The sequence below is a fragment of the Micromonospora sp. DT48 genome (assembly GCF_049844495.1).
GTDB lineage: Bacteria > Actinomycetota > Actinomycetes > Mycobacteriales > Micromonosporaceae > Micromonospora.
The window spans coordinates 310,452-336,753 of record NZ_JBNCLE010000006.1 but is presented as its reverse complement, the minus strand read 5'-3'; the positions used below and the strand labels follow the sequence as shown (position 1 = coordinate 336,753).

Sequence of the window (26,302 nt, the reverse complement as noted above, 5' to 3'; positions counted from 1 at the left end):
CGCTCAGAGGCCCTCGGCCACCGAGGCGGCGATCTTCAGCCAGGCGTCGCGGGTGGCGGTGGAGAGCTGCGCGTACCGCAGTGGCTCGCCGGTGTCGATGAGGCGTTCGTACGGGGCGAGCAGCACCGCGCGGGTGCGGGCGGCGAAGTGCTCCTGGATCGCGGGCAGGTCGATCTCCTTGCGCGACGGCGGCATGGAGACCACCGTGACCGCCTGCCGGACCAGCCGTTGCCGCCCGCTCTGCTCCAGGTGGTCGAGCATCCGGGCGGCCGTCTCCGCCGAGTCGTTACGGGCGGACATGGTGACCACCAGTTGGTCGGTGGCATCCATGGCGGCCTGCCAGTTCTGCGCCCGGACGTTGTTCCCGGTGTCCACGAAGATCAGCTTGTAGAACCGGCTGACCACCTCGCGGATCTCACCGAAGGCGGCGGCGGTGAGCATCTCACCGCCGGTGGCCGACTCGTCGGAGGCGAGCACGTCGAACATTCCCTCGCCCTGCGAGCGGACGTACTGGGACAGGTCACCGACCCGCCCCTGGGCACCGTGGAACTGGCCGAGATCCCGTAGCAGGTCGCGCACCGTACGGGAGTGGAAGTCCTGCTGGGCGCGCATCCCCAGGGTGCCCTGGGTCTCGTTGTTGTCCCAGGCCAGCACGTATCCGCCACGGTTCTGACCGAAGGTCATGGCGAGCAGCAGGATGGCGACGGTCTTGCCGGCGCCGCCCTTCGGGTTGACCACGGTCACCTGCCGCAGCCCGCCGAAGTTGCGGCGCACCATCTCGATGTCCCGCTTGCGTTCCAACTCCTGCCGCCCGGGCGGCAGCTTCACCAGGCCGGTCTTGTTGACCACGGCACGGATCCCTGTCGTCGCGACCGGCTCGGCCGGGCGCACCTGCCGACGGCGGGCGAAGTCCTCGGCGGTGGGCGCGGTACCGGCCTCCGGGGTCCAGGCCGGGTCCGCGTACGCCGGTGGCACCCGGGACACGGGGTTCGTCGCCGGGTAGGGCTGCGGAGGTGCCGGTGGCACGGCCGGCGGCGGGCTCTGCTGCCAGGGCGCGGGGTTCCAGGCCGGCTGTGGCGGGAACGGGCCGGGCGGCGCTGCCAGGTCCGGCGGCGCGGCAGCCGACTCGCTCTGGGGCGGTGTGGCGGGCTGGGCGTCCGCCGGTGGTGGGCCGGCGGGCGGGGAGACGGGCGGCACCGGCTCGGGCCTCACGGGCGGCAGCGGAGCGCCGGGTTGTGGCACCGGCGCGCTGCCGTGCGGTGACGGCGATGCCGCGAACGGGTACGGGCCGGACTGCTGGGGCGTCGGCGGCAGTGGCTGCGGAATCGGAGGTAGCGGCTGGGCCGGTGCGGCCCAGGTGGGGCGGGCCGTCCCGGTCGCGGTCTCGGCAGGCGGGGGCGCCTGCTGCTGAGGGTTTTCCGCCGCAGCGGCAGGCTCGGAGCCGGAACGCTGCGGCGGATGCGCCCACGGCGACTCCGTCTGCGGGCGGTGCCCAGGTGCCGTACCGGCATCGGTTTCGGCGGTGGTCGCCGCATCGTCCGGCCGGTCCTGCGGGTCGACCGACCCGCCGTCGCGGGCGGGCGGGGCGGCCGTCGGCCGGTCCAGGGTGAAGGGCAGGTCCAGGTCGACCTGGGCGGGCCCGGGCTGCGGTGCCGGTTCCCAACCGGCGGCGTTCGGCGCGGTCAACGACGGATAGTCCGTGGCCGAGGGCGGCCGGGCAGCACCGGGCGCGTGTGTCGGCCGTTCCGGTGGCTGCGTGGGCCCGGCTGCCGGGGGCGGATAGGCCGGTCCTGGGCTCGGTGACGGAGCGGTCGGCTGGCCGGGCGACGGCTGTGCCGGCGGAGGCGGCACGGTCGGTGGAACCGGTGGCGGAGCATCCCACCCGGGCGCGCCGAAGCCGTCGATCTGCTCCGGTGGCCAGAGGGGTTCGATGTCCCGTTCCGGCATCCCTGGCTGACCGGGCACGTGCACCCGGTCGGCGTTGTCGTCCACCACGGTGTCCTCCCCATTCCTCCTGACGAGGATAGGCCCCGGGGCCGACCCGGGGCCCGGGGTGCGCCGGCCGGGGCAGGTCAGGCCGCCCAGACCGCCCAGGCGCCCGGCTCGGTCCACCAGGACCGCTTACGCGTCAGCTGTCCCGTCACCCCGTCGTCCAGGTACGGCAGCGCCGCCTCGTCGCGAGGTAGCACCGACGCGGCCCGGCCCCGGGCCCGCCGGACCTCCAGGCGTACCCGGCGTCGACCCAACCGTGACCGGGTGACCACCGGCACCGCCACCGCCACCTCCACCAGCCCGTCGGTCGGGTCGGGTCCGGCCAGCAACGTCACGTCGTCGAGCCGGGCGTATCCGCCCGCGTTGCCGATCGCGCAGGCGAGCAGCGGTTCGTCACCGTGCGACAACACGGCGTCGTCCACCTCCACCCGGCCACGCCAGGGCAGCGGGGTGCCGTCCTCACCGGCGGCGCCGAGCAGCGCGCCGTCCAACGTCACCGAGCCGCCGTCGTGACGCAGCAGATCCAACCGGCGCGGTGTGCCGTCCAGCACGGCGGCGGCCACGGCCGCCGGGTCGCGGGGCAGCCCGAGCTGGGCGGCGAGATCGCGGTGCGTCGTGCCGCGCGCCGGGTCGAGTGGCAGTACGCCGACCGCCGGCAGGTCCGGCACTGTCCGGTTGTCGGCCAGGTCGGTCGGGCGGCGGCTGGGCGGCGGAGCGTACCGCCGGACCATGCGGCGTAATACGGCGCGCAACTGTGCGTCACCGGCCACGGCGACCACGAGCCGGGTCTTGGCGTCGGCGTCGGGCCAGGTGAGGCCGTCCGGTCGAGGCGGCCCGTCCAGCCGGGTCAGCACCTCGTCGATCTCCGCGTCCGAGCGGGCGGTCACCGTCTCGACCCGGGCCCCTCGGGCGGTCAGCGCATCGGAGCAGGTCAGCACCGGTACGCGCGGAGTCTCGCAGCGTTCCTCGCGATCTGTGGCGGTGTCCGTGCCACCCCCACAGCAGGCTCCGCCGCTGCCACACCCGGCCCCCGGAGCGTCCCGCTCGGAGCCGAGGGTGAGCAGCACCACGTCGTACACGGGTAGCTCCTCCTGCTGTTCCTGACACGACCCCTGCCGGTCGTGCCGTCACTACTTGTTAACCTGACACCCCGGGCTCGCTGACCGGTCGCCATCTGGCACCCGAGCCTTCTGGAGGCGAGAAGATGCCAGCGATCGTGCTCATCGGTGCTCAGTGGGGCGACGAGGGCAAGGGCAAGGTTACCGACCAGCTCGGTGAGCGGGTCGACTACGTCGTCCGCTTCTCCGGCGGCAACAACGCCGGCCACACGGTGATCACCCCGGACGGGCAGAAGTACGCCCTGCACCTGATGCCGTCGGGGGCGCTCTCCCCGAACGCCGTGATCGTCATCGGCAACGGCGTGGTGGTCGACCCGAAGGTGCTGCTCAGTGAGATCGACGGCCTGGCCGAGCGGGGCGTGGACGTCTCCCGGCTGCGGATCTCCGGCGACGCGCACCTGATCATGCCGCACCACCGGGCGCTGGACCGGGTGGTCGAGCGGTATCTGGGCAGCGCCCGGATCGGCACCACCGGCCGGGGCATCGGTCCCGCGTACGGCGACAAGGTGGCCCGGATGGGCATCCGGGTGCAGGACCTGCTGGACCCGGGCATCCTGCGCAAGAAGCTGGAACTCGCACTGCGCGAGAAGAACCAGGTGCTGTTCAAGGTCTACAACCGCAAGGCGATCGACGTCGACGCCACCATCGAGGAGTACCTGGCGTACGCGGAGCGGCTGCGGCCGTACATCGCGGAGACCCGAGCGCTGCTCTGGGACGCGCTGGACCGTGGCGACATCGTGCTGCTGGAGGGTGCCCAGGCCACCATGCTCGACATGGACCACGGCACCTATCCCTTCGTCACCTCGTCGAACCCGACGGCCGGTGGGGCGTGTGTGGGTGCCGGCATCCCGCCGACCGCGATCACGAAGGTGATCGCGGTGAGCAAGGCGTACACCACGCGGGTCGGTTCCGGGCCGTTCCCCACCGAGCTGTTCGACGACAACGGTCAGCACCTGCGCAAGGTCGGCCACGAGTACGGCACGACCACCGGGCGGGAACGCCGGTGCGGCTGGTTCGACGCGGTCGTCGCCAGGTACGCCTGCCGGCTCAACGGCGTCACCGATCTCGTGATCACCAAGCTGGACGTGCTCACCGGGCTGCCGACCGTGCCGATCTGCGTCGGTTACGAGATCAACGGCAAGCGGGTCGACGACATGCCGATGACCCAGACGGATTTCCACCACGCCGTGCCGGTCTACGAGGAGCACCCCGGCTGGTGGGAGGACATCACCAAGGCGCGGACCGACGCGGACCTCCCCGAGAACGCCCGCCGCTACATCGCCCGCATCGAGGAACTCACCGGCACCCGGGTCAGCGTCGTGGGCGTAGGCCCCGGCCGCGAAGAAAACGTAACCCGCCACCCCCTCCTCCCCTAACAGCCCCCACCCACCCCCACCTCCTTGTTGATCAAGAAGTTTTGGTCTAGAAATCGCGCTGATCTGACCAAAACTTCTTGATCAACACGGCGGGGTTGCGGCGGGGTGGGTGGTTGTCCACAGGGGCTGCGGGGTGGGGGCGGTGGTGGACAGAGTGGGTGGATGAATGCGTCTGAGGTGTTGGGTCGGCTGGCGTCCGACCAAGGCGGGGTGGTGACGGCGGCGCAGGCGTTGTCCGCCGGCTACACCCGTGAGCAGATCCGGCATCTGCTCAGGTCGGGCCGCTGGACGAGAATGGCGCGTGGGCGCTTCGTACCAGGGCCGGTGCAGGACGTGCTCCGTCATCGTCGGGCACGGATCGGCGCGGCGGTGGACAGCCTGGGCCCCGAGGCGGTGGCGGTCCTCGACACGGCCGCCGAACTGCACGGCATCGCCGGCCTCAGGGTCACGTCCACGATCCACGTGTCAGTACCGCCGGACCACCCTCGACCGCAGCGCCGCAGCGATCCCGATCTGGTGGTGCACCAGCTCACGCTCGGGCCGGCTGACGTGGGCACGGTCGCCGGGATCCCGGCCACCAGTGCCGTACGAACAGTCGCCGACGTCATCCTCCGGGTGGGCCGGTACCCGGCGGTATGTGTCCTGGATTCGGCGCTCAACCGGCGGCTTCTCACCGAGGCCGACCTCGCGGCGATCCCGGCGCTGCTCACCGGCCGCCGGGGAGCGGTGGCGGCGCGGCAGCGGCTGACCGAGGCCGACGGTCGGGCGCAGTCCCCGCTGGAGACCCGTACCCGTCTGCGGTGCGTCGACGGAGGTGTCCCGCCCGATGTCCTCCAGTTGGAGGTGCGCGACGACGACGGGTACCTGCTCGGCATCGGCGATCTGGGCTGGCGTGGACCCAGGGTGATCGCCGAGGCGGACGGCGCGGCCCCGCATGGCACGCCGCAGGCGGTCTTCGAGGACCGGGTCAGGCAGAACCGCCTGGTCAACGCCGGTTGGCGGATCCTCCGGTTCACCTGGTCCGACACGCTCCGACCCGATTACGTGCCGGAAACCGTACGCCGCGCCCTGCGTAGATGACCAAGAGCTTTTGGTCGCGCGGACGCCCTTTTCGAGACGAAAACTTCTTGATCAACAGGGTTGGCGGGGCGGTCGGTAGGATGACTCGGCGTGCGGGTTCTTCTTCTTGGTAGCGGCGGGCGGGAGCATGCGCTCGCGCTGAGGTTGGCCGACGATCCGTCCGTCGAGGCGTTGATCGCGGCACCGGGTAACCCGGGGATCGCGGCGGTGGCGGAACTGCGAGCCGTCGACCTGGTGGATCCGGTGGCGGTGGCAGGGCTCGCCGTCGACGTGAGCGCGGACCTGGTGGTCGTCGGGCCCGAGGCGCCGCTGGTCGCCGGGGTGGCCGACGCGATCCGAGCCAAGGGCATCGCGGTCTTCGGCCCGTCGGCTGAGGCCGCCCGGCTGGAGGGCTCGAAGACCTTCGCCAAGGAGGTGATGACCGCCGCCGGTGTCCCCACGGCACGCGCCCACACCTGCACCGACGAGGCGAGCACGGCCGCCGCCCTGGACGAATTCGTCCCGCCGTACGTGGTGAAGAACGACGGACTCGCCGCCGGGAAGGGCGTGGTGGTCACCGACGACCGCGCGACGGCTGAGGCGCACGCCCGCGCCTGCGGCCGAGTCGTCGTCGAGGAGTACCTCGCCGGTCCCGAGGTGTCGCTGTTCGTGGTGACCGACGGCGAATCGGCGGTGCCGCTGCTGCCGGCGCAGGACTTCAAGCGGGTCGGCGACGGCGACAGCGGGCCGAACACCGGCGGCATGGGGGCGTACGCGCCACTGCCGTGGGCACCGCCCGGTCTGGTGGACGAGGTCATGCGCGACACGGTGCACCCGACGCTGGCCGAGATGCGCCGTCGTGGCAACCCCTTCGCCGGGCTGCTCTACGTCGGGCTGGCGATCACCGCCGACGGCCCCCGGGTGATCGAGTTCAATGCCCGCTTCGGCGACCCGGAGACCCAGGTGGTGCTCGCGTTGCTGGAGACGCCGTTGGGCGGGCTGCTGCATGCCGCCGCCACCGGCACGCTGGCCGACCACCCACCGCTGCGCTGGCGTTCCGGTGCCGCGGTGACGGTGGTGGTCGCGGCCGAGGGTTACCCGGCTGGGCCGCGTACCGGTGATGTGATCAGCGGGGGCGAGCAGCCTGGCGTGATCCACGCCGGCACCGCGCGCCGGGCCGCCGACGGTGCCCTGATCTCCGCCGGAGGCCGGGTCCTCTGTGGTACGGCCACCGGCGGAGACCTGGCCGCCGCCCGGGCCTCCGCCTACCGGATCGTCTCCGGAATCACCCTCGACGGTTCGCACTACCGCCGGGACATCGCCGCCGCCGCGGTCGACGGCCGGATCACCGTTCCCCGCTGACCAGGACGGGTGCCGGCCGGTTCGGCCGAAGCCGGTGCCCGACGGTCCACTTTGGTTGCTTCACCACGAATCGGTGGGGTGGCCGTGCTGTGCGTACATAGGCGTCGCATGCCGACATTGACTCGTATGCCTTTCGGGGTGATGGGCCGACCCTGATCGTTGCTACGGTCTGCCCGGGTCGAGGGGGAGGCCGCAGGGTCCGTCCGCTCGGCGCTGATGGTGCTCATCTCCGCACTGTCGCGAGTTGTACCGCCCGTCGGGGAAATCCCGTCGGGCCGGACTGCAACTCGACGCACCGGTGGTGGCGTTACTTACCGGTGAGGAGGTGGCATGGACGCCGACGAGTTCGAGACGTTCGTACGCGATTCCGCACCGGTGCTGAGGCGGTACGCACGCGCGGTCACCGCAGACCCGGAGCAGGCCGAGGCGCTCCTCCACCAGGCGTACGTGCGGATGGCGACCAGGTGGCACCGGCTCGTGGCCGAGGGCGGTCTGCTCGCGTACGCGAAGGTCACGATGGTCCGGCTGCAGGTGAGCCGGCTGCGGGCGGTCGTCCGCCGGCTGCGGTCGGCCGGGGCCGCTCCACCGTCGGCGGCGGCCGGGGAGTACGGCCAGGCAGACCACGATCACCTACGCGGGCTGCTCGCCGGGCTTCCCCCGATGCAGCGGGTGGTGCTGGTCATGACCTACCTCGACAACTTGGACGACGAGTCGATCGCGGCGGCGACGGGGCGTCGCCCGGCGACCGTCCGGTCGCTGCGCGATCGCGCCCTCGGCACCCTGCGGGCCGAGCTGCCGGTCACCCGGGTACGTGCGGAACGGGAGGTGGCGGGGTGACCGACATCCGGGACACGTTGCGCGAGTTCTGGACGGCCGACACCGGGCCGCCCACCGGGGATCCGCTGCCGGCGGTGCGGGCCCGGCTGCGTCGTCGCCGACGGGTTTGGGCCACCGCCGCCGCGCTCGCCTCGTGCGCGGTCGTCGGGCTGGCGGTGTTCATGGCCGTGACCGAGTGGTACGGCGATCCCCCGCGCACTGTCGCCGAGCCGTCGGCCAGCCCGGTCATGCCCGAGCTGCGGGGCCTGCCGCCCGGTCTGCGGCGGGTCGACGCTACGGAGGCGGTGCTGCGGATGCCTCGGCCCGAGGTCGTTCCGGCGGGCATCCGGTCGGCGTACGAGGGAACCGGCCCGGTGACCCGGGTGGTGGTGGTGTTCGACTTCGAAGCACCGCAGGGCCTGCCCGGCACGCCGCGCGAGGTGAGCGTGCCGTCCGGTGCGCAGATCCTGGCCACCGACGAACCGGCGACGTCCACCGCCTACCTGTCGGCGTGGGCACCGGACGGGTGCAGCTGGTTCATGGCGGTGACAGCGACCGAGGCCGAGGTCCGGGCGGCGGCGCTGGATGCCCTGATCAAGGCCAACCTCCGCTGAGGGTATCGTGTTCGATCTTGGCTGGTCAGGTCGCCCGGACCAACCGATCGGCCACCCACGGGCATTGACAGCCCATGTCACGATCATCGTGCCGTTGGCTGGTCAGGACCCATCGGGACGGGGAGGAGAACGCGGTGATCGGTTTCCTCGGTGCGGCGCTCAGTTTCCCCACCGTCCTGTTCAGCTTCCTTCTGGTGGTCGTCGTCGGTTACTGGCTGCTGGTGCTGACGGGTGTCCTGGATCTCGGCGACGACCTCGACGTCGACGGGGTGCCGGGCACCGTGCTGGCCGGTCTCGGCCTGGGCGGAGTGCCCAGTGCGATCATCTTCTCCCTGCTCGTGGCGGTGGCCTGGTTCGTCAGCCTGGCCGGCACCGTCCTGCTCGACGGCCTCGGCCTGGGCTCCGGCACCCGCATCGCCGTGTCGGTCGGTGTCCTGCTGGCCGCCGCCGCCTGCGCGTGGCTGGTGACCCGCCTGGTCGCCGCGCCGTTGAGCCGGCTCTTTCCGACTGAGACGGACGCCACTCGGCACGCCTTCGTCGGTCGCCTCTGCGTCGTGCGGACCGGTACGGTGACCGCCGACTTCGGTCAGGCGGAGGTGACCGCGGCCGATGGTTCTTCGGCCGTGGTGCAGATCCGACAACCGGGTGACGAAAAGATGCCGGCCGGCAGCTCCGCGCTGATCTACGACTACGACACCGACGGTGAGTTCTTCTGGGTGATGCCCGCCGGACCCGCCTTCGACCCGATGAGACACATCCCCGAATAGCTCACCACCGACCCGCTACGGGCTGCCGGTCAAACCCCTTCCGTCGGTCCGCCCCTTGCCGCCCCCCGAAAGGAGGATGCGCGGCGTCCCGCCCGGCCCGCTGGCCGGTCGTCACCGCACGCGCGCCCAACCCATGGATGTCATCACCACCGGTATAGGCGTACTCCTCGCCGTCGTCCTACTCGTCGCGCTCGGCGTGGTGTTCATGATCAGTCGGCTGTTCCGCAAGGTCGAGCAGGGCAAGGCCCTGATCGTCTCGAAGGTCCGACGGGTAGACGTGACCTTCACCGGCGCGGTCGTGCTGCCGGTCCTGCACAAGGCCGAGATCATGGACATCTCGGTCAAGACGATCGACATCGAACGGACCGGCAACGAGGGTCTGATCTGCCGCGACAACATCCGGGCCGACATCCGGATCACCTTCTTCGTCCGGGTCAACAAGACCGTCGAGGACGTCATCAAGGTGGCGCAGGCGATCGGCACCGCGCGGGCCAGCGACCGGGAGACGCTCCAGGAGCTGTTCAACGCGAAGTTCTCCGAGGCGCTCAAGACGGTCGGCAAGCAGCTCGACTTCGTGGACCTCTACACCAAGCGCGACGAGTTCCGGGACCAGATCATCCGGGTGATCGGCACCGACCTCAACGGCTACAGCCTGGAAGACGCGGCGATCGACTTCCTGGAGCAGACGCCGATGTCGCAGCTCGACCCGAAGAACATCCTCGACGCCCAGGGCATCCGGAAGATCACCGAGCTGACCGCGCTGGAGCACGTGCGGACCAACGAGTTCCGCCGCAGCGAGGAGAAGGAGATCACCCGGCAGAACGTCGACGCCCGGGAGGCGATCCTGGAGCTTGAGCGGCGGCAGGCGGACGCCGAGGCCAAGCAGCAGCGCGAGATCGAGACCGTGCGGGCCCGCGAGGAAGCCGAGATCACCCGGGTACGTGCCGAGGAGCGGCTGCGCGCCGAGACCGCGAACATCCGTACCGACGAGCAGCTCGGTATCCAGCACGAGAACCGGGCGCGGGAGATCGCGGTCGCGGAGAAGAACCGCGAGCGGGTCATCGCCATCGAGACCGAGCGGATCGAGAAGGACCGCCTGCTGGAGGTCATCAGCCGGGACCGGGAGACCGAGCTGAGCACGATCGCCAAGGACAAGGAGGTCGAGGCCGAGAAGCGGGCCATCGCCGAGGTGGTCCGGGAGCGGATCGCGGTGGAGAAGACCGTGGCCGAGCAGGAGGAGAACATCAAGCGGCTGCGGGTGGTCGAGGAGGCCGAGCGGACCCGCCAGGCGCTGGTCATCCAGGCCGAGGCCGAGGCGCAGGAGAACCTGGTCAAGGACATCAAGGCCGCGGAGGCCGCCGAGGCGGCGGCGAAGCACCGGGCCCGCGAGGAACTGGTGCTGGCCGAGGCCCGGCAGCAGGCCGCCGAGCTGGACACCCGGGCGAAGATCCGGCTGGCCGAGGGCGCCCAGGCCGAGGCGGCAGCGGCCGGTCTGGCCGACGTGCAGGTCCAGGAGCGCAGCGCCGAGGCGATCGAGAAGGTCGGCCGCGCAGAGGCTGCGGTCGAGCGGGAGAAGGCCGTGGCCGCCGCCGAGGCGGTGCGCGAGAAGCTGAAGGGCGAGGCCGAGGGTCTCACCGAGAAGGCCGCCGCGATGGCCGCGCTGGACGAGGCGACCCGGGAGCACGAGGAGTACCGGCTGCGCCTGGAGCTGGAGAAGGAGGTCCGGCTGGCCGGGCTGGACACCCAGCGTCAGGTCGCCGAGGCGCAGGCCAAGCTGGTCGCCACCGGCCTGGAGAAGGCGAACATCGACATCGTCGGCGGGGACAGCGTCTTCTTCGACAGGCTGCTCAGCTCCATCTCGTTCGGCAAGAGCGTGGACGGGTTCGTGGCCCACTCGGACGTGGCGAAGAGCCTGGCCCAGCCGTGGCTGGACGGCAGCGCCAGCTTCACCGACGACCTGGCCCGCATGGTCGGCTCGATCGACACCGCCGGCCTGCAGAACCTCACCCTGTCGGCCTTCCTGATGCAGCAGATGCGCTCCGGTAGCGCGGACAAGGGCAAGCTCCAGGAACTGCTGAAGGCGGCGCAGCGCCTCGGGGTGGCGGAAACCCCGGTAGCCGCGCTGGCCGGCCCACGGCAGTCCGCCGGTGAGTGAGCCGACCGCCGGTCCGGCCGCTGTCGGGCGTACGCCCGGCGACGCCGGACCGGCGCCGGCCGCCCCGGATCCGACCGGGCCGGGAGCGGCGGACGTCGGTACCCGGCCGGGACCGGACGACGGTAGCTATGAGGTGCTGCGCCGACGGCTCGCCACCCAGGCGGCCGAACTGGCCCGGCGGGCGGAGGCGCTCAACGCCCGCCGACTGGAGGTCTTCGGCAGCACCGAACTGCGGCTGCTGAGCACCGAGCGGATCCGTACGGAGCACAACTGCGTACCCCGGGACATCGTCTCGGTGGGCGGGTTGATGCTGTTCGGCTACAACGTCTTCATCGGGTTGAAGCCGGAGACCTCCGTCGATGACGTCTTCTCCCTGCACCGGTTCAGCCGGGAGCCGGGCCAGTCCGGTGAGTCGGATGGGACGCAGACGGCCGGGTTCCGGTTCGACCCGGCGGGCCACGACGAGCTGCCCGGGCTGCTCCGCCACCCGCAGTTCGTCCGGGACTTCGGTGAGCTGTACCGCTACTACCGCCAGGCCCGCCTGTTGCAGCTGCGGCGGGTCGACGGGCGGCTGCTGGCGGTGTTCCAGACCGGGCCGCGCACCGAGGACATCCGGGTGCTGCGGTGGCGGGTCGGCGTCGACGGCACACCCGAGTACCTGGACAGCCGGGGCGAGCGGGACCACGTCTTTCCGCCGTCGCACGACTTCGAGTGGATCGAGACGACCCGCGAGGACCACGTCCTCGGCCGGCACCCGCACATCTCCATCGACGGCGAGGTCTTCGTGGAGACGGTCGGCGGCACGCTGACCGTGAAGGTGGAGAACAACACCGAGGTCGGCGAGGGCATCTACAGCGAGCCGGTGGACGAGCCGTTGCAGAGCCTCGCCGACGCCGACGTCCACTGGGCCCGGGTGGGGCCGCTGATCCTGCTGCGGCTGCGGCCGTACAAGGAGACGCAGTGGCGGCACCTGGTGTTCAACACGCTCACCCGGGAGGTGGTCCGGCTCGACGGCATCGGTGTCGCCTGCCAGCGGTTGCCGGAGGACCACGGCATCATCTTCCCGGGCGGCTACCACCTGGCGACCGGCGTCACCAGGACCTTCGACACCGACGTGTCGGACCTGGAGTTCGAGCGGCTGGTCCGCTCGCCCAACGGCGAGGACGTGCTCTACGTCTTCCACGCCCGCGCCGACGGGCGCACCCTGCTGCTGCCGTACAACGCGATCCGCAAGGAGGTCGCCGCACCGATTCCGTGCCACGGCTTCTCGCTGTTCGACGACGGCACGTTGGTGGTGTTCCGGGCGGTCTCCGAGGAACCGACCCGGGTGCACCCGATGCAGGTCTGGCAGACGCCGTACGTCTCGGACGCGTACGCGGCGGCGCAGCCGGCCGGCACCGGGCCGCTGGAGCGAGTCGGCAACGCCGACCTGGTACGCGGCATCTCGGACTGCCTGTCGGCGGCCCGGATGGTCGACGGCACCGCCACCGCCGGGGTGTACGAGGCGTTGATCGCCGCCTGTGCCCGGATCGTCGACCACTACCACTGGCTCGGCGAGGACGAACTCGGTGACCTGGCCACGCCGCTGACCGGGCTGCGCCGCACCGCAGCCGCCGTGCTGGAGGAGCACGAGAAGGTTCGTACGCTCACCGAGCGGGCCCGCGCCGCCCTGGACGACAGCGCCGAGCAGATCGCCTCGCTGGCCCGCCGGGCCCGGGGTGAGGCACCGCTGACCGCCGACGACTGGGTCAACCAGCTGGGCGGGCTGCGGCGCGCCCGGGGGCACCTGGAGACGCTGCGTGAGCTGCGGTACGTCGACCACGGCCGGATCGACGAGCTGGCCGAGCGGCTGGACGAGGAACTGGCGGTGGCCGGCCGCCGGGCGGTGGAGTTCCTGCGGCGCGACGAGGCACTCAGCGGATACCAGCAGGAGGTGGAGCAGCTCTCCACCAAGGCGGCCACGATCGGCACGGTCGCCGAGGCGGCCACCGTCCGCGACGAGCTGGCCGCCCGTACCGACGGGTTGCAGACCATCACCGACGTGGTCGGCGGGTTGGACATCGCCGACGCGACCGTCCGGACCGGCATCCTGGGCCGCGTCGGTGAGGTGTTGGGCGCGGTCAACCGGGCTCGCGCCGTGCTGGACAAGCGCCGCCAGGAGTTGGCCGCCGCCGAGGGCCGGGCCGGTTTCGCCGCCGAGTTCGCCCTGCTCGGGCAGGCGGTGACCGGCGCGTTGGCCGCTGCGGACACCGCCGAGCGCTGCGACGAGCAACTGGGTCGGCTGCTGCTGCGGGTGGAGGAGCTGGAGTCCCGGTTCGGCGAGTTCGACGACTTCCTCGCCGAACTGGCCACCCGGCGGACCGACATCTACGAGGCGTTCTCCTCCCGCAAGCAGGCGTTGTTGGACGAGCGGGCCCGCCGCGCCGACCGGCTCGTCACCTCCGCCGAACGGATCCTGGTCAGTGTGCATCGGCGGGCCGGCACCCTCGGGTCGCTCGACGAGATCAACACCTACTTCGCCGCCGATCCGATGGTGGACAAGCTGCGCGCGGTGGTCGAGGAGCTGCGTACCCTCGGCGACACGGTGCGGGCCGAGGAGCTGGACGGCCGGGTGCGGGCGGCCCGCCAGGAGGCCGGGCGTGGCCTGCGCGACCGTCTCGACCTGTACGCCGACGGCGGCGAGACGATCCGGCTGGGTCGGCACCGCTTCGCGGTGAACACCCAGCCGATCGACGTGGCGGTGGTGCCGGCCGAGGGCCGGATGGTGGTGGCGGTGACCGGCACCGACTACCGCGCCCCGGTACGCGACGAGGAGTTCCAGCAGACCCGACGGTTCTGGGACCAGCTGCTGGTCTCCGAGTCGGCGCAGGTTTACCGCGCCGAGTACCTGGCCACTGCGATCCTCGCTGCCGCTGAGGCGGGCCGCGACGGGCTGGACCTGGACACGCTGCACGCGGTGGCGGTCGACGGCGACGGGTTGCGGAACCTGGTCCGGGGCATCGCCGAGACCCGCTACGACGAGGGCTACGAGCGCGGCGTGCACGATCACGACGCGGCGGAGATCCTGCGGGTGCTGCTTCGCCTGCACGCCGGTGCCGGGCTGCTGCGCTACCCGCCCGCTGACCGCGCTGCCGCCCAGCTCTTCTGGCGGTACGCCACCGACGAGCCGGCCCGGTCGACGTGGACGGCGCGGGCCGCCTCGCTGGCCCGGGCTCGGGCCCGGTTCGGTCGTCCGGACGGCGCGGACGCCGCCGACCTGCTCTGCCGCCAGCTGGGTGAGGCGATCGAGGTGTTCCTGCGCGACGCCGGGATTCCGGTGCCGCCCGGTGGCACCGCGCTCGCCGGTGAGTACCTGTTCCAGGAACTCGCCGCACCGCCGGTACGGTTCGTCACCGGCAGCGGCGCGCGTACGCTGCTGGACCGGTTCCGCCGGGCGCTGGGCGGCCCGCAGTCGCGCTCCTCGCGGGAGTTCGACGAGGATCTCCGGGCGCTCGGTGACGACCTGGCCGGTCGGTACCAGCTGATCGAGGCGTGGCTGACCGCCTTCCTGGCCACCGCCGAGGGTGACCTGTCCGGTTACGACCTGCCGGAGGCGATCGCCGTCGAGCTGTGCGGCCCCGACCTGGCCCGTGAGGACAGCGCGGCGACGATGACGGAGACGGTCGGCGGCCTGCTCGGCGCCCACCCGCGCATCGAGGGCTCCACGCTGGACGTACGACTCGACGAGACGCTGTCCCGGACCCGGGCGTTCCGCACCGAACTGGTGCCGGCGTACCGGGACTACCAGCGGCGACGCAACGCGCTGGTCGAGGTCGAACGGGACCGGCTGCGGCTGGACGAGTACCGGCCGAAGGTGATGAACGCCTTCGTCCGCAACCGGCTGCTCGACGAGGTGTACCTGCCGCTGATCGGTGACAACCTGGCCCGTCAGCTCGGCGCGACCGGCGACGGCAAGCGGGTCGACCAGTCGGGCCTGCTGCTGTTGATCTCACCGCCCGGCTACGGCAAGACCACCCTGATGGAGTACGTGGCCAGTCGGCTCGGCCTCGTCTTCGTCAAGGTCAACGGGCCGGCTCTGGGCTCGAAGGTCACCTCGCTGGACCCGGCGGAAGCGCCCGACGCCACCGCGCGGCAGGAGGTCGAGAAGATCTCCTTCGCGCTGGAACTGGGCAACAACGTGCTGCTCTACCTGGACGACATCCAGCACACCAACCCGGAGCTGTTGCAGAAGTTCATCTCGCTCTGCGACGGGCAGCGCCGGATGGAGGGGGTGTGGGAGGGCCGCACCCGCACGTACGACCTGCGCGGCAAGCGGTTCGCGGTCTGCATGGCGGGCAACCCCTACACCGAGTCGGGGCGACGTTTCCGGGTGCCGGACATGCTGGCCAACCGGGCCGACGTGTGGAACCTCGGCGACGTGCTCTCCGGCCGGGAGGAGGTCTTCGCGCTCAGCTACATCGAGAACGCGTTGACCTCGAATCCGCTGCTGGCACCGCTCTCCGGCCGGGACCGCGCCGACCTGGAGCTGCTGGTGCGGATGGCCCGTGGCGACGAGTCGGCCCGCGCCGACCAGCTGTCCCATCCGTACGAGCCGGTGGAACTGGAGCAGGTCGTCTCGGTGCTGCGCAAGCTGCTGCGGGTGCAGCAGGTGGTGCTGGCCAACAACCAGGCGTACATCGCCTCGGCGGCGCAGTCCGACGATGCCCGCACCGAACCGCCGTTCCAGCTCCAGGGGTCGTACCGGAACATGAACAAGCTCGCCGAGCGGATCGTCCCGGTGCTCACCGACGAGGAACTGGAGGCGATCATCGACGACCACTACCTGGGTGAGGCGCAGACCTTGGCAGCGGGCGCGGAGGCGAACCTGCTCAAGCTCGCCGAGCTGCGCGGCCGGCTGACCCCGGAGCAGGCCGCCCGCTGGGCCGAGGTCAAAGCGGCCTTCCAGCGCTCGAAGGCGCTCGGCGGATCCGGCGACGACCCGGTCGACCGGGCCGTCGGCGCCCTGGGCCTCCTCGCCGACCGCGTCAGCGGCGTAGCCGCCGCCATCGGGAAAGGAAGGGCACCTTATTAACGCCTCCGGTAGAGCAGGGGGCCCTTCCTAACAAACGCGTGGCCCGGCGTACCGAGCAACCCGGCCCCCTCCCGCCGGGTGACCGGTGTAGGCGAGCAGGTGACCGGAACCGGTTACCGTGCCCGGATGCGGCAGCGCCACGAGGGGTTTCCAGGCGACCCGGTGGAGGGCGGACCACCGCACCCGCCGTCGGCCGGGGGGCGGTGGTCGACGGCGTACGCGCGCCTGCGGAGGCTCGGTGGCCGCCATCCGTGGCTGCTCGACGGCACGCTCGCGGCGGCCACCGGCGCGGTCAGCCTCGGTATCGGAGCCGGTGACTCCACCGGGCTGTACCGCGACTTCGACGTCCTGGCGTGGACGCTGACCTGCCTGGCGACCCTGACCCTGGTGGGTCGCCGCCGGGCGCCGGTGACCGTACTGTTGCTGTTCTGCACGGTCTGGGCGGGATACATCACCCTGGGCTACCACCCGGTGGTGAACAGCTCCGGTGCTCTGCTGGCGCTCTACACGGTCGCCGCCGTCCGGCCGACCGGCCCGACCGTCGCCGCCGCGTCGGCGCCAGCCGTGGTCTGGATGTACGGCGGTCTGCTCGACCGGCAGGGCTCGCTCCTCGCCGCGCTCACGCAGAGTCTGGTGTGGCCGGCGGTCGTCTGCTATCTGGGCAGCGCGGCCCGGCGTCTCAACGAGCGTGGTCAGCAACTCGCGGCGTTGACCGAGGAGTTGCGCCGTGACCGGCAGGAACTGGCCCGGCGGGCGGTGAGCGACGAGCGGCTGCGGATCGCCCGGGACCTGCACGACGTCGTCGCGCATCACCTGTCGGTGGTGTCAGTCCAGGCGGGGCTCGCCTGGTACGTCCTGACCTCCGACCCGCCGACCGCGCGTTCGGCGTTGCGTACCGTGGTGGACACCGTCGGCGAGGCACTCACCGAGATGCGCGGCATGCTGGGTGTCCTGCGCCCGGGGCAGCCCGAGATGACCGACCGGCCCGAGCCGGAGCAGCCCGCGCCGGGGCTGGCCCGCCTCGACGACCTGATCGCCCGGATCCGGGCCGCCGGGGTGCCCGTCCGGACCGTGGTGACCGGCATCCCCCGCGCCCTGCCGCCCGGCCCCGACCTGTGCGCGTTCCGGTTCCTCCAGGAGGCGCTGACGAACGTCCTGAACCACTCGGGTGGCGCGACCACCGTCACCCTCGACCACCAGGCTGACCGGTTCGTCGCCACCGTGGCCGACGAGGGGCCCCGGCACCGGCCCCGCCGGTTGCCGCGCCCGGCGACGACCGGCGGGGGTCGCGGTCTGCTCGGGATGGCCGAGCGCGCCCGGCAGTACGGCGGCACGGTGCGGGTCGAGCAGGACGAGCGCGGCTTCACCGTCCAGCTGACCCTGCCCACGCCGTCGCCGCCGGAGTCCCACGCCGAGGTGCCGACCGGCGGTGACGATGCCGGTTCGCACCGTCGTCCACAATGAGCGGATGACTCGGGTGCTCGTGGTGGACGACCAGGTCCTCATCCGCAGCGGGCTCGCCGCACTGTTGCGGGCAACGCCCGGAATCGCCGTGGTGGGCGAGGCCGGCAGTGGGGAGGAGGCGGTCCGGCTGGCCGCGAGCACCGCACCAGATGTCGTCCTGATGGACGTGCGGATGCCGGGGATGGGCGGCATCGCCGCCACCGAACGGATCGTCACGTCGGCGGCCGATCGGGCTCCGAAGGTGCTCATCCTGACCACGTTCGATTTGGACGAGTACGTCTACGAGGCGCTGCGCGCCGGGGCGTCCGGTTTCCTGTTGAAGGACACGCCACCGGAGCGGCTGGTCGACGCGGTGAACGCGGTGGCGACCGGAACGATGCTGTTCGCGCCGAGCATCCTGCGGCGGCTGGTCGAGACGTACGTGAACCGGCCGCTGCCCGAGCCCGGCCCGGTGCCCGCGCCGAAGCGGGAGCTGCGCGCGTTGACCGCGCGGGAACGCGAGGTGCTCCAGATGGTGGGCCGCGGCATGTCGAACACCGAGATCGCCGAGCATCTCGTCATCTCCGAGGCCACGGTGAAGACCCATCTGAACCGGACCATGGGCAAGCTCGACCTGGCGAGCCGGGCGCAGGCGGTCGTGCTCGCGTACGAGACCGGCCTGGTGACACCCCAGCATCGGCCAGGCTGATGCCGGGGGTGCGCCGGTCGGCCGGACTCACACCCACGGGGTGGCCTGCATCTCGTGCGGCGACAGGGATATCTCCATCCGGATGCCACCGAAGACGGCTGCGCTGTCCCGGTCGACGTTCTTCTTCGCCCATTCGGTGGCCGGCTTGATCAACTCTCGCTGCGACTGCAGGAGTGCGTCGGCGAACTTCTCGAAGAGGCTGCGGCACATCCGCGAGCCGGTGCGGTAGCGGCAGGCGACCCAGATGCCCGTCACCTTCGCGTCGTCGTCATGATTGATGACGGCGTAAACAGAGATGTCCGCGCCCGGTGCCTCGCACCGGGTCTCGTACTTGCCGCGCTCCAGGTCGGGGTCCGGTTCCGCCGCGCAGGTCCACGAGTTTGCCCGCTCCAGCCACTGCTTCGCGATCAGCGTGACGGTGACGCCCGGCAGGTAACGGTTGTCCCCCTCGGGGAAGTTCTCGGGCATCGGCGGTGGCTCGCTGCTGCCCGGCGGTGTGCCGGTGACTGTGCCAGCCAGCGCCCCGACGGCGCCGCCACCGAGCATGCCGGCCAGCAGCGCGGCGACGGTCACCAGCACGGTCACCGCTTTGCCTGGGCCGGTGGACCGGACCGGAGGCCAAATCGGCATCGGGGGCCCGGGAACCGGCATCGCGGGCTGGACCGGCGGGGGAGGTGGGACCGGCGGCACGGGCGGTGCGGGCTGAACAGATTGACTGGACGGGCCGGCGGCCGGTGGCGCGGGCGGAACAGACTGGGTGGACGGGCCGGCGGCCGGTGGCGCAGGCGGAGCCGGAATGCCGGAGGCGACCGGACGCCAGGCGATGCCGTCCCACCAGTACCTGCCGTCGGGTGAGTAGTGCACGGGTGGTCGTTGGTTCATCGCAGGGCTCCGATGACCCGGAGGCGGATGGACCCCGGATTGCTCGTGACGACGTAATAGTTGTAGCCACCGATCTCCGCCTCGGCGTCCTCGTCGGCCTCGATCCGATCGACCACCCAGTCGTTGATCTCCTCGGTCAGCGCCTCGTCGGCGGTGTAGGGCAGTGCCGCGAGCCACAGCAGGTAGTCCATGACCGCCTCCGTCGGCTCCTCGTCGGGCGGGCGTACGACCAGCACGCTCACGTCGGAGATCAACCCCTCGACCTCCTCGATCGTGGTCTCGAAGGTGAGGGTGCCGACCATCAGTTCGCATTTCCAGTGGTGGTCCCGCTCCTGCTCACAGGGGTGTCCCTTGGCCTTCAGCGCGTCGATCACGGCACTGGCCTTGAGGACCGGGATACAGACGACGCGGCGGCAGGGCACGGTGGTCGCGGTGGCCTGATACCGGTTGCTGGGCAGGTAGGCACCGACCCCGGCGACCAGTGCGCCGAGCAAACCGACGATCGCCGCGACCATGAGCACCCGGCGCCAGCTCCGTACCCGCGTCGTCGCGGGGAGGCCAGCCGGCGAACCGGGTGGCGGGTCGGACGGTGTGGTGCCACCGGGTGGCGAGACGGCGGGACCGGTCATGCCCCTGCCCCCCTGCGCACGAAACGCTGCCAACCCTCCAGGAAGGCGCCCGCCGAGGTGCCGAGCGTCCGTTCGCAGATGCCGTCGAAGATCGGTAGCTCCACGAACGGCTCCAGCGTGTCATTGAGCGGGATGACCTGGGCGTAGAACTCGACGGCCGCCTCCCGCCCCTTGATCTGGGCGATGTAGGCGAAGACCGACCAGCCCAACAGGTAGTTCAAGCTGCGCTTCGCGCCGTAGAAGTCCTTCGAGGACGGCAGGCCCTTGAACGAGCCCAGGCCGTTCCTCAGCTGGCTGCGGTATCTGCTCGCCTCCGACGGCCATCGCACGCCGGTCGCCCAGGTGGCGAAGCCCTCGACCGCCCAGGTCGGCGAACCCAGGTCCGAGATGATGGAGGGCGTGGCCCGCAGCTGAGCGGTCACCGAGTGCGCCAGTTCGTGGTGCATGGTGACCCGGGGGTCCTCACCCGAGTAGTAGTCCCTGATGTTCTTCAGATTGATCAAGATGGCGGCGCCGGCGCGTTGGTCCGAGTAGACCTGGCCGTTCTGGCGGACACCTGTCCGTGACGTCTGGAAGCCGCTGATCTCCGGCAGGAAGTTCGACGACTTGCCGAGGCTGAACCACCGCCGATAGTTGTCGTCGTCCCGGGTCAGGTACATCACGTCGCCGGGGAAGCGGGCCCGGCCCTCCCACAGCCTTCTCACGATGGCCGCTTCGGCGGCTGCGGCTGCGGCGAACTTTTCCAGATCCGGCACGCTGTCGTCGCCGACCAACCAGACGTTGTCGGCGGCCTGCACCACCCGCAGCGGGGTCATGTTCCACGCCTCGTCGGCCGGCGGACCGCTGAGCAGCGCGTCCTTCTGGTCACCCGGGCTCGCCGGCGTGATCTCGGCGATCACCAGCCGGCCGTCCTTCGGCGCAAGCCGGTACCGGAAGGTCTCTGCCGGTGCCGCACCCACCGGGCTCTCGTCTGCGGTCAACTGGGTGATCCGGAACACCGGCCCGAAGGTGTAGTCGCCGTGGGCGGCCACCCGACGGGTGTTGTAGCCGAACTCGGCGAACTCGAACTGGCGCAGGTTGGCGAACACCATCCGCTCGTGCTCGACCAGGTCGCTGTTGGAGCTGTCCAGGTCGGCGAGGTACGCCTTCTCGTCCTTGTTCTTCACCGCCTCGGTCTGCCGGTCGAGGATCTCCCGTAGCCGGCGCTTGTTCCGGTCCCTGTCGGAGCCGACGTCCCTGCTCTCGATGGACGGACGCTCCCGGCCGCCACAACCGGCGAGCAGCAGGCCACCCCCGACCAGCAGGCCACCCCCGACCAGTACGCCCCGCCTCGACAACCGTGCTCCGCCCGCCCTGGCGTCCAGCCAGTTCCCCGTTGACACGCACAGACCCTTCTCGATGCGACGGATGCGGCACCCTGCCCGGTGCCCCCGTGTAGCACCGGGCAGGGCAGGGTGCCACCTGATGCGGTGTCCGGAAACGTCGTCCGGGCCGCCCACCGGCGACAGCGGCGGGCGGATCGGGCCGGGAGACGGCGAACCGGTATCCAGGCCCGATTCCGTCTTGCCAGATCGCCGCTTGGACCTCGCCGCGACACCGCCGACGTACCGGGACACCGACCAACACGCTAGGGACGGTGGCGCGGCGAATCATCCGGTGCGGGTTTGATCCTCGGGTCAACCCGTCGCGGTAGTCCCGACGGCCGCCTACCACCAGCGCGGTACTCAGCCGATGTAGCGGCGCAGCTCGCGGGTGAGCACCTTGCCGGTGGCGTTACGGGGCAGGTACTTGACGAAGACGATGTCGCGGGGCACGGAGAACCGGGCGAGATAACGCCGGACGTACTCGCGGATCGCCTCGGCGTCGAGTCTCTCGCCGGGATACAGCCCGACGAACGCGGCGAGGCGTTGGCCGTAGTCGGCGTCCGGTACGCCGATGACGGCGGCCTCGCGTACCTGGGGGAGCTGGGTGAGCAGCTGTTCCACTTCGGCGGGGAAGACGTTCTCGCCGCCGGAGACGATCATGTCGTCCGCCCGGCCGTCGACGAAGAGCAGCCCGTCGGGGTTGATCCGGCCGAGGTCGCCGGTGTCCAGCAGGCCGTCGTGGCGTTCCCGGTCGGCTCCGGAGGTGTAGCCCTCGAAGAGCATCTCGTTGCCGACGAGGATCCGACCGACCCGGCCGACGGTGACCGGTCGACCGTCGTCGTCGCGGATCTCCAGTCGGGTGCCGTGTGGTGGCCGCCCGGCGGTGGTGGGCGCCTGGCGCAGGTCGGCCGGGGTGGCGATGGAGGCCCAGGATGCCTCGGTCGAGCCGTACAGGTTGTAGAGCACGTCACCGTAGGTGTCCATGAACGCCGCCGGTAGACCGCCGGGCAGCGCGGAGCCGCTCACGGCGACCACCTTCAGCGGCGGCCGGGGTTCCGGTGGTGGCGTCTCCATCAGCCGTTGCAGCATCACCGGCACCGCGAACAGTGCCTGACAGCGGTGCCGGGTCAGGTCGCGCAGCGTGGCGGCCGGGTCGAAGCGACGGTGCAGCACGATGGTGGCCCGCAGGGCGAAGCAGACCTGGAGGGCGGCGTACCCCCAGGTGTGGAAGATGGGCGCGGCGATCAGCACCCGGTCCCGTACGTGCAGCGGGATGCGGTCGATGATGGACACCAGCGGGCCGAAGCCGTTCGGGGTGGGCCGTCGGGCACCCTTCGGCGCACCGGTGGTGCCCGAGGTGAGCACGATGATCCTGCCGTCCCGCTCGGGCGGGTGGAGTTCGCCGGGGAGGGCGGTGGCGATCAGGTCCTCGCGGGCCTGCTCGTCGAGACGGTGCAGCTCCGCCGGCAGCCCGAGGGTCTGTTCGGTGAACTCGTCGTCGTGCACCAGAACCCGCAGCCGTTGTTCCTGCGCCACGGTCTCCAACTGCGCCGGGGAGAGCCCGGTGTTGGCCAGCACGGCGTCGGCGCCCAGCAGGGTGGCGGCGACGACGGTCTCGATCAGGCCGGGGTGGTTGCGGCAGAGCACGGCGACCCGGTCGCCGGGCTGGACGCCGAGTCCGGCGCGCAGCGCGCGGGCCAGCCGCATGGACCGGTCGAGCAGTTCGGCGTACGTCAGCTCGTTGCCCCGGTCGTCGATCACCGCGACCCGGCCCGGATCCCGGGCCGCCGCCTGGCGCAGCTCACCGGCGAGGCTCCAGCCCCATTTCCGCAATGCGTTGAGCTGGGAGGCGACGCGGATGGGGCGGCCCGGGGCGAGCAGGCCCCGCCGAGTCAGCGTGGTGACGATGAACGGCAGGTCCATGCCCGCGTACCTCCCGGCGGTCAGCGGATCTGCATCCCGGAGATCGCCCGGGAGATGACCAGTCGCTGGATCTCCGAGGTGCCCTCGAAGATGGTGTAGATCTTGGCGTCGCGGTACCAGCGCTCGACCGGGTGGTCCCGCAGGAAACCGGCACCACCGAGCATCTGGACCGCCTTCTCGGTCACCGAGACGGCCACCTCGCCCGCCTTGAGCTTGGACATCGAGCCCTCACCGGCGGTGAACGGCCGGTTGTTGCGGCCCATCCAGGAGGCCCGCCACACCAGCAGGCGAGCGGCGTCGATCTCCATCCGCATGTCGGCCAGCGTGAACGCGACGGCCTGGTTGGTGATGATCGGCCGACCGAACTGGACCCGCTCCTTCGCGTAGTCCAGGGCGTACTCGTAGGCGGCTCGGGCCACGCCGAGCGCCTGCGCGCCGACGGTGGGTCGGGACAGCTCGAACGTACGCATCGCGGCCTGCCCGGAGGCGCGCTGCCCGGAGCGGGCGCGGGCCAGGCGTTCGTCCAGCGCCTCCTTGCCGCCGAGCAGGCAGCGGCCCGGCACCCGGACGTCGTCGAGGAAGACGTCGGCGGTGTGCGAGGCGCGCAGGCCGAGCTTGCGCAGCTTGCGGGTGGCGTTGAGCCCCTGGGTGCCCGGCGGTACGACGAACGCGGCCTGTCCGCGCGAGCCCAGTTCGGGTTCGACCGAGGCGGTCACCACGTGCACCCCGGCGATCCCACCGTTGGTGGCGTACGCCTTCTGCCCGCGCAACACCCACTCGTCGGTGGCCTCGTCGTAGGTGGCCCGGGTACGCATGGCGGCGACGTCGGAGCCGGCCTCCGGCTCGGTGGTGCAGAAGGCGGCGACGGCCGGGGAGTCGGCGTCACCGAAGCACTGCGGCACCCATTCGACGAGTTGGTCCGGGGTGCCCGAGCCGTAGATGGCGGCGACCGCGAGGGAGGTGCCGAAGATGCTCAACCCGATGCCGGCGTCGCCCCAGAACAGTTCCTCGCTGGCGATCGGCAGGGACAGCCCGGTGGGGTCGGCCCAGCAGGTGGCGAGGAACTCGAAGCCGTAGAGCCCGACCTTCGCCGCCTCCTGGATGATCGGCCAGGGCGTCTCCTCACGGGTGTCCCACTCGGCCGCGGCCGGGCGCACGACCTCGCGGGCGAAGCCGTGCACCCAGTCACGCAGATCCCGCTGTTCCTCGTTCAGGTCGAGCGAGAACTCGACCATGTCAGGCCTTGGGGATGTCGAAGAGGTTCGCGATGTTGGCGGCCAGGCCCAGGTCACCCTTGGCCTTGAGCTTGCCGGTCATGAACATCATGACCGGGTTGGCGCTGCCGGAGACGATCTTCAGGAACTCGACCGGGCCCAGGGTCAGGCTCAGCCGGGGGTCGTGCTGCGGGGGCTGGTTGACCGTGCAGGTGCCGTCGGCGATGACCTCTTCGTAGGTGTCGTTGCCGCCGTCGGGAGCACCGGTGATGTTCCAGTGGATCACCGCGTTGGTGGAGCCGGCCCGGTCGGCGCGGAACAACTGCGGCATCCGCCCGAAGATCTCGTCGAGGATCTTGCCGCGCAGGTCGCCCGACATCACCTCGGCCAACTTGCTATCCGGAGTCTTCTTGACGAGCTGGGCGAACTCCTTCGGGCCGAGGTCGGCGAAGTTGGCCGGGTCGAAGTCAGTCATGGCAAAGCACCTCTCGGACAATGGCTACTCGTGCGTAACCCTACGCATGGGTAGGTATGCTCGCAAGGTGTCCACCGGTCCCGCCTTCAAGCGCCTCCCGCGTGCCGTACGGGAGCAACAGATGCTCGACTCCGCGGTGCGGGTCTTCTCCCGACGCGGCTACCACGGCGCCAGCATGGACGAGATCGCCGAGGTGGCCGGCATCTCCAAACCCATGGTGTACGCGTACCTGGGCACCAAGGAGGAACTCTTCGTCGCCTGCCTGCACCGGGAGAGCACCCGGATGATGGAGGCCATCGCCGGTGCCGCCGCCCCGGATCTACCCGCCGACGAGCGGCTCTGGCGCGCGTTGCGGGCGTTCTTCGGCTTCGTCGGCGCGCACCGGGACGGCTGGGCGGTGCTCTACCGGCAGGCCCGAGCCGAGCAGCCCTTCGCCCAGGAGTTGGCCGTGATGCGGGCCCGACTGGTGGAGGTGGTCGCCGGGATGCTCGACCACGCGCTGCGAGCCGAGGGGCACGAGGTGACCGGTGGCGAACTGGAGCTCGTCGCGTACGCGTTGGTCGGTGCCAGCGAGTCACTGGCCGACTGGCTGGCCGCTCATCCGGAGGCCGACCCGGAGAAGACCGCCACCCGGATGATGAACGTCGCCTGGCTCGGCGCGGAGCAACTGCTGCACGGCGTCACCTGGCACCCGCCCGAGCGGTGACCACACCCGAGCCTCAGGGTCGGTTGGCGCGACGCCGCAGGTGGCGTGCCACCTGCAACAGCACGGTGACCACGATCGACAGGCCGATCCCGGTCAGGATCCCGTACAGGGGTTCGCGTTCGAAGGCGAGCCCGCCGAAGAGGCCGAGCAGCACGCAGTAGAGCGCCCACGTCGCGGCACCGACCAGGTCGTACAGCAGGAACGGGCGCAGTGGGTAGCGCACCGCGCCCATGGTCAGGGTGACCGCCGTCCGCCCGCCGGGCAGGAACCGGGCGGAGGTCAGGATGACGCCGCCGTGTCGGCACACCGCCCGTCGCGCCCACTGCGATCCGGCCCGACGTCGGCTGTCGGCCGGGGAGCGGTCGAGCGGCCGCGATCCGCCGCCTCGCCCGATGGCGTAGGAGGCATGGTCACCGAGCACCGCGCCGAGCGTGGTCGCCACGAGCACCATCACCAGGTTGGGCTCCCCTCCGGTGGCGAGGACGGTGACGGTGATGACCGCCGCCTCGGCCGGCACCAGCGGAAGGACCGCGTCGACCGCGGTGAGCCCGAGCAGCAGCAGATACACCCACGGTGAGGTGAGCGTGTGCCGGAGCAGGTCGAGGGCGGCCTCCATGGATCCATGCT

Annotated in this window: 20 protein-coding genes; 11 read left to right on the top strand and 9 right to left on the bottom strand. The window is 71.3% G+C overall.

The window, feature by feature from the left end; translation table 11 throughout:
* Positions 1 to 3: 3 nt before the first annotated feature.
* Both ACLQ2S_RS07565 and ACLQ2S_RS07560 read right to left on the bottom strand, forming a co-directional pair.
* Positions 4 to 1,995, bottom strand: a complete 1,992-nt coding sequence (locus ACLQ2S_RS07565) for a chromosome partitioning protein (protein ID WP_309223073.1) — start codon at positions 1,993 to 1,995, stop codon at positions 4 to 6.
* Between the two features lie 77 nt (positions 1,996 to 2,072).
* Entirely contained in the window at positions 2,073 to 3,071 is a 999-nt protein-coding gene (locus ACLQ2S_RS07560) for a hypothetical protein (protein WP_425701395.1), read from the bottom strand.
* A gap of 125 nt (positions 3,072 to 3,196) precedes the next feature.
* Here ACLQ2S_RS07560 and ACLQ2S_RS07555 point away from each other — a divergent pair, with 125 nt between their 5' ends.
* The 10 genes from ACLQ2S_RS07555 to ACLQ2S_RS07510 all read left to right on the top strand — a co-directional run bounded on the left by ACLQ2S_RS07555 (position 3,197) and on the right by ACLQ2S_RS07510 (position 18,482).
* Positions 3,197 to 4,486: an adenylosuccinate synthase gene (locus ACLQ2S_RS07555; protein WP_155217135.1), complete on the top strand. Its 1,290-nt coding sequence runs from the start codon at positions 3,197 to 3,199 to the stop codon at positions 4,484 to 4,486.
* A 162-nt stretch (positions 4,487 to 4,648) separates the two neighbouring features.
* On the top strand, positions 4,649 to 5,566 hold the full coding sequence (locus ACLQ2S_RS07550) for a type IV toxin-antitoxin system AbiEi family antitoxin domain-containing protein (RefSeq protein ID WP_425701394.1): 918 nt from the start codon (positions 4,649 to 4,651) through the stop codon (positions 5,564 to 5,566).
* 90 nt (positions 5,567 to 5,656) lie between these two features.
* A complete protein-coding gene (gene purD / locus ACLQ2S_RS07545; RefSeq protein WP_425701393.1) occupies positions 5,657 to 6,907 on the top strand; it encodes a phosphoribosylamine--glycine ligase in 1,251 nt (416 codons plus the stop codon).
* Positions 6,908 to 7,237: 330 nt separating this feature from the next.
* A complete protein-coding gene (locus ACLQ2S_RS07540; RefSeq protein WP_155217139.1) occupies positions 7,238 to 7,744 on the top strand; it encodes a sigma-70 family RNA polymerase sigma factor in 507 nt (168 codons plus the stop codon).
* The gene (locus ACLQ2S_RS07535) at positions 7,741 to 8,337 is read left to right on the top strand and encodes a hypothetical protein (protein WP_155217141.1); all 597 of its coding nucleotides are present in this window, start codon (positions 7,741 to 7,743) and stop codon (positions 8,335 to 8,337) included. The genes ACLQ2S_RS07540 and ACLQ2S_RS07535 overlap by 4 nt, the downstream gene beginning before the upstream one ends.
* Positions 8,338 to 8,471: 134 nt before the next feature.
* A complete protein-coding gene (locus ACLQ2S_RS07530; RefSeq protein WP_425701392.1) occupies positions 8,472 to 9,104 on the top strand; it encodes a hypothetical protein in 633 nt (210 codons plus the stop codon).
* Between the two features lie 133 nt (positions 9,105 to 9,237).
* Positions 9,238 to 11,259 carry an SPFH domain-containing protein gene (locus tag ACLQ2S_RS07525; protein ID WP_155217145.1) on the top strand — a complete coding sequence of 674 codons (2,022 nt, stop codon included), beginning with the start codon at positions 9,238 to 9,240 and terminating at the stop codon, positions 11,257 to 11,259.
* On the top strand, positions 11,252 to 16,330 hold the full coding sequence (locus ACLQ2S_RS07520) for a DNA repair ATPase (RefSeq protein ID WP_425701391.1): 5,079 nt from the start codon (positions 11,252 to 11,254) through the stop codon (positions 16,328 to 16,330). Before ACLQ2S_RS07525 ends, ACLQ2S_RS07520 begins: the two co-directional genes overlap by 8 nt.
* 126 nt (positions 16,331 to 16,456) lie before the next feature.
* Positions 16,457 to 17,794, top strand: a complete 1,338-nt coding sequence (locus tag ACLQ2S_RS07515) for a sensor histidine kinase (RefSeq protein ID WP_425701390.1) — start codon at positions 16,457 to 16,459, stop codon at positions 17,792 to 17,794.
* Between the two features lie 4 nt (positions 17,795 to 17,798).
* The gene (locus tag ACLQ2S_RS07510; RefSeq protein ID WP_425701389.1) at positions 17,799 to 18,482 is read left to right on the top strand and encodes a response regulator transcription factor; all 684 of its coding nucleotides are present in this window, start codon (positions 17,799 to 17,801) and stop codon (positions 18,480 to 18,482) included.
* 27 nt (positions 18,483 to 18,509) lie between these two features.
* Here the strand turns inward: ACLQ2S_RS07510 and ACLQ2S_RS07505 are convergent, their stop codons facing one another.
* The 6 genes from ACLQ2S_RS07505 to ACLQ2S_RS07480 all read right to left on the bottom strand — a co-directional run bounded on the left by ACLQ2S_RS07505 (position 18,510) and on the right by ACLQ2S_RS07480 (position 24,969).
* A complete protein-coding gene (locus ACLQ2S_RS07505) occupies positions 18,510 to 19,067 on the bottom strand; it encodes a hypothetical protein (RefSeq protein ID WP_155217150.1) in 558 nt (185 codons plus the stop codon).
* 293 nt (positions 19,068 to 19,360) lie between these two features.
* Complete coding sequence (locus ACLQ2S_RS07500; protein WP_425701388.1) at positions 19,361 to 19,993, bottom strand: hypothetical protein; 633 nt, start codon at positions 19,991 to 19,993, stop codon at positions 19,361 to 19,363.
* Positions 19,990 to 21,330: a hypothetical protein gene (locus ACLQ2S_RS07495; protein ID WP_425701387.1), complete on the bottom strand. Its 1,341-nt coding sequence runs from the start codon at positions 21,328 to 21,330 to the stop codon at positions 19,990 to 19,992. Before ACLQ2S_RS07495 ends, ACLQ2S_RS07500 begins: the two co-directional genes overlap by 4 nt.
* A gap of 387 nt (positions 21,331 to 21,717) precedes the next feature.
* Positions 21,718 to 23,280, bottom strand: coding sequence for an AMP-binding protein (locus ACLQ2S_RS07490; protein ID WP_155217156.1), 1,563 nt, complete (start codon positions 23,278 to 23,280; stop codon positions 21,718 to 21,720).
* A gap of 20 nt (positions 23,281 to 23,300) precedes the next feature.
* Entirely contained in the window at positions 23,301 to 24,515 is a 1,215-nt protein-coding gene (locus ACLQ2S_RS07485) for an acyl-CoA dehydrogenase family protein (RefSeq protein WP_155217158.1), read from the bottom strand.
* Position 24,516: 1 nt separating this feature from the next.
* Positions 24,517 to 24,969 carry an SCP2 sterol-binding domain-containing protein gene (locus tag ACLQ2S_RS07480; RefSeq protein WP_155217160.1) on the bottom strand — a complete coding sequence of 151 codons (453 nt, stop codon included), beginning with the start codon at positions 24,967 to 24,969 and terminating at the stop codon, positions 24,517 to 24,519.
* 67 nt (positions 24,970 to 25,036) lie between these two features.
* Between ACLQ2S_RS07480 and ACLQ2S_RS07475 the strand changes: the two genes are divergently transcribed.
* On the top strand, positions 25,037 to 25,675 hold the full coding sequence (locus tag ACLQ2S_RS07475; protein ID WP_425701386.1) for a TetR/AcrR family transcriptional regulator: 639 nt from the start codon (positions 25,037 to 25,039) through the stop codon (positions 25,673 to 25,675).
* Positions 25,676 to 25,688: 13 nt separating this feature from the next.
* On the opposite strand, the gene ACLQ2S_RS07470 is transcribed toward ACLQ2S_RS07475, so the two are convergent.
* Positions 25,689 to 26,291: a DedA family protein gene (locus tag ACLQ2S_RS07470; protein WP_425701385.1), complete on the bottom strand. Its 603-nt coding sequence runs from the start codon at positions 26,289 to 26,291 to the stop codon at positions 25,689 to 25,691.
* Between the last annotated feature and the right edge of the window lie 11 nt (positions 26,292 to 26,302).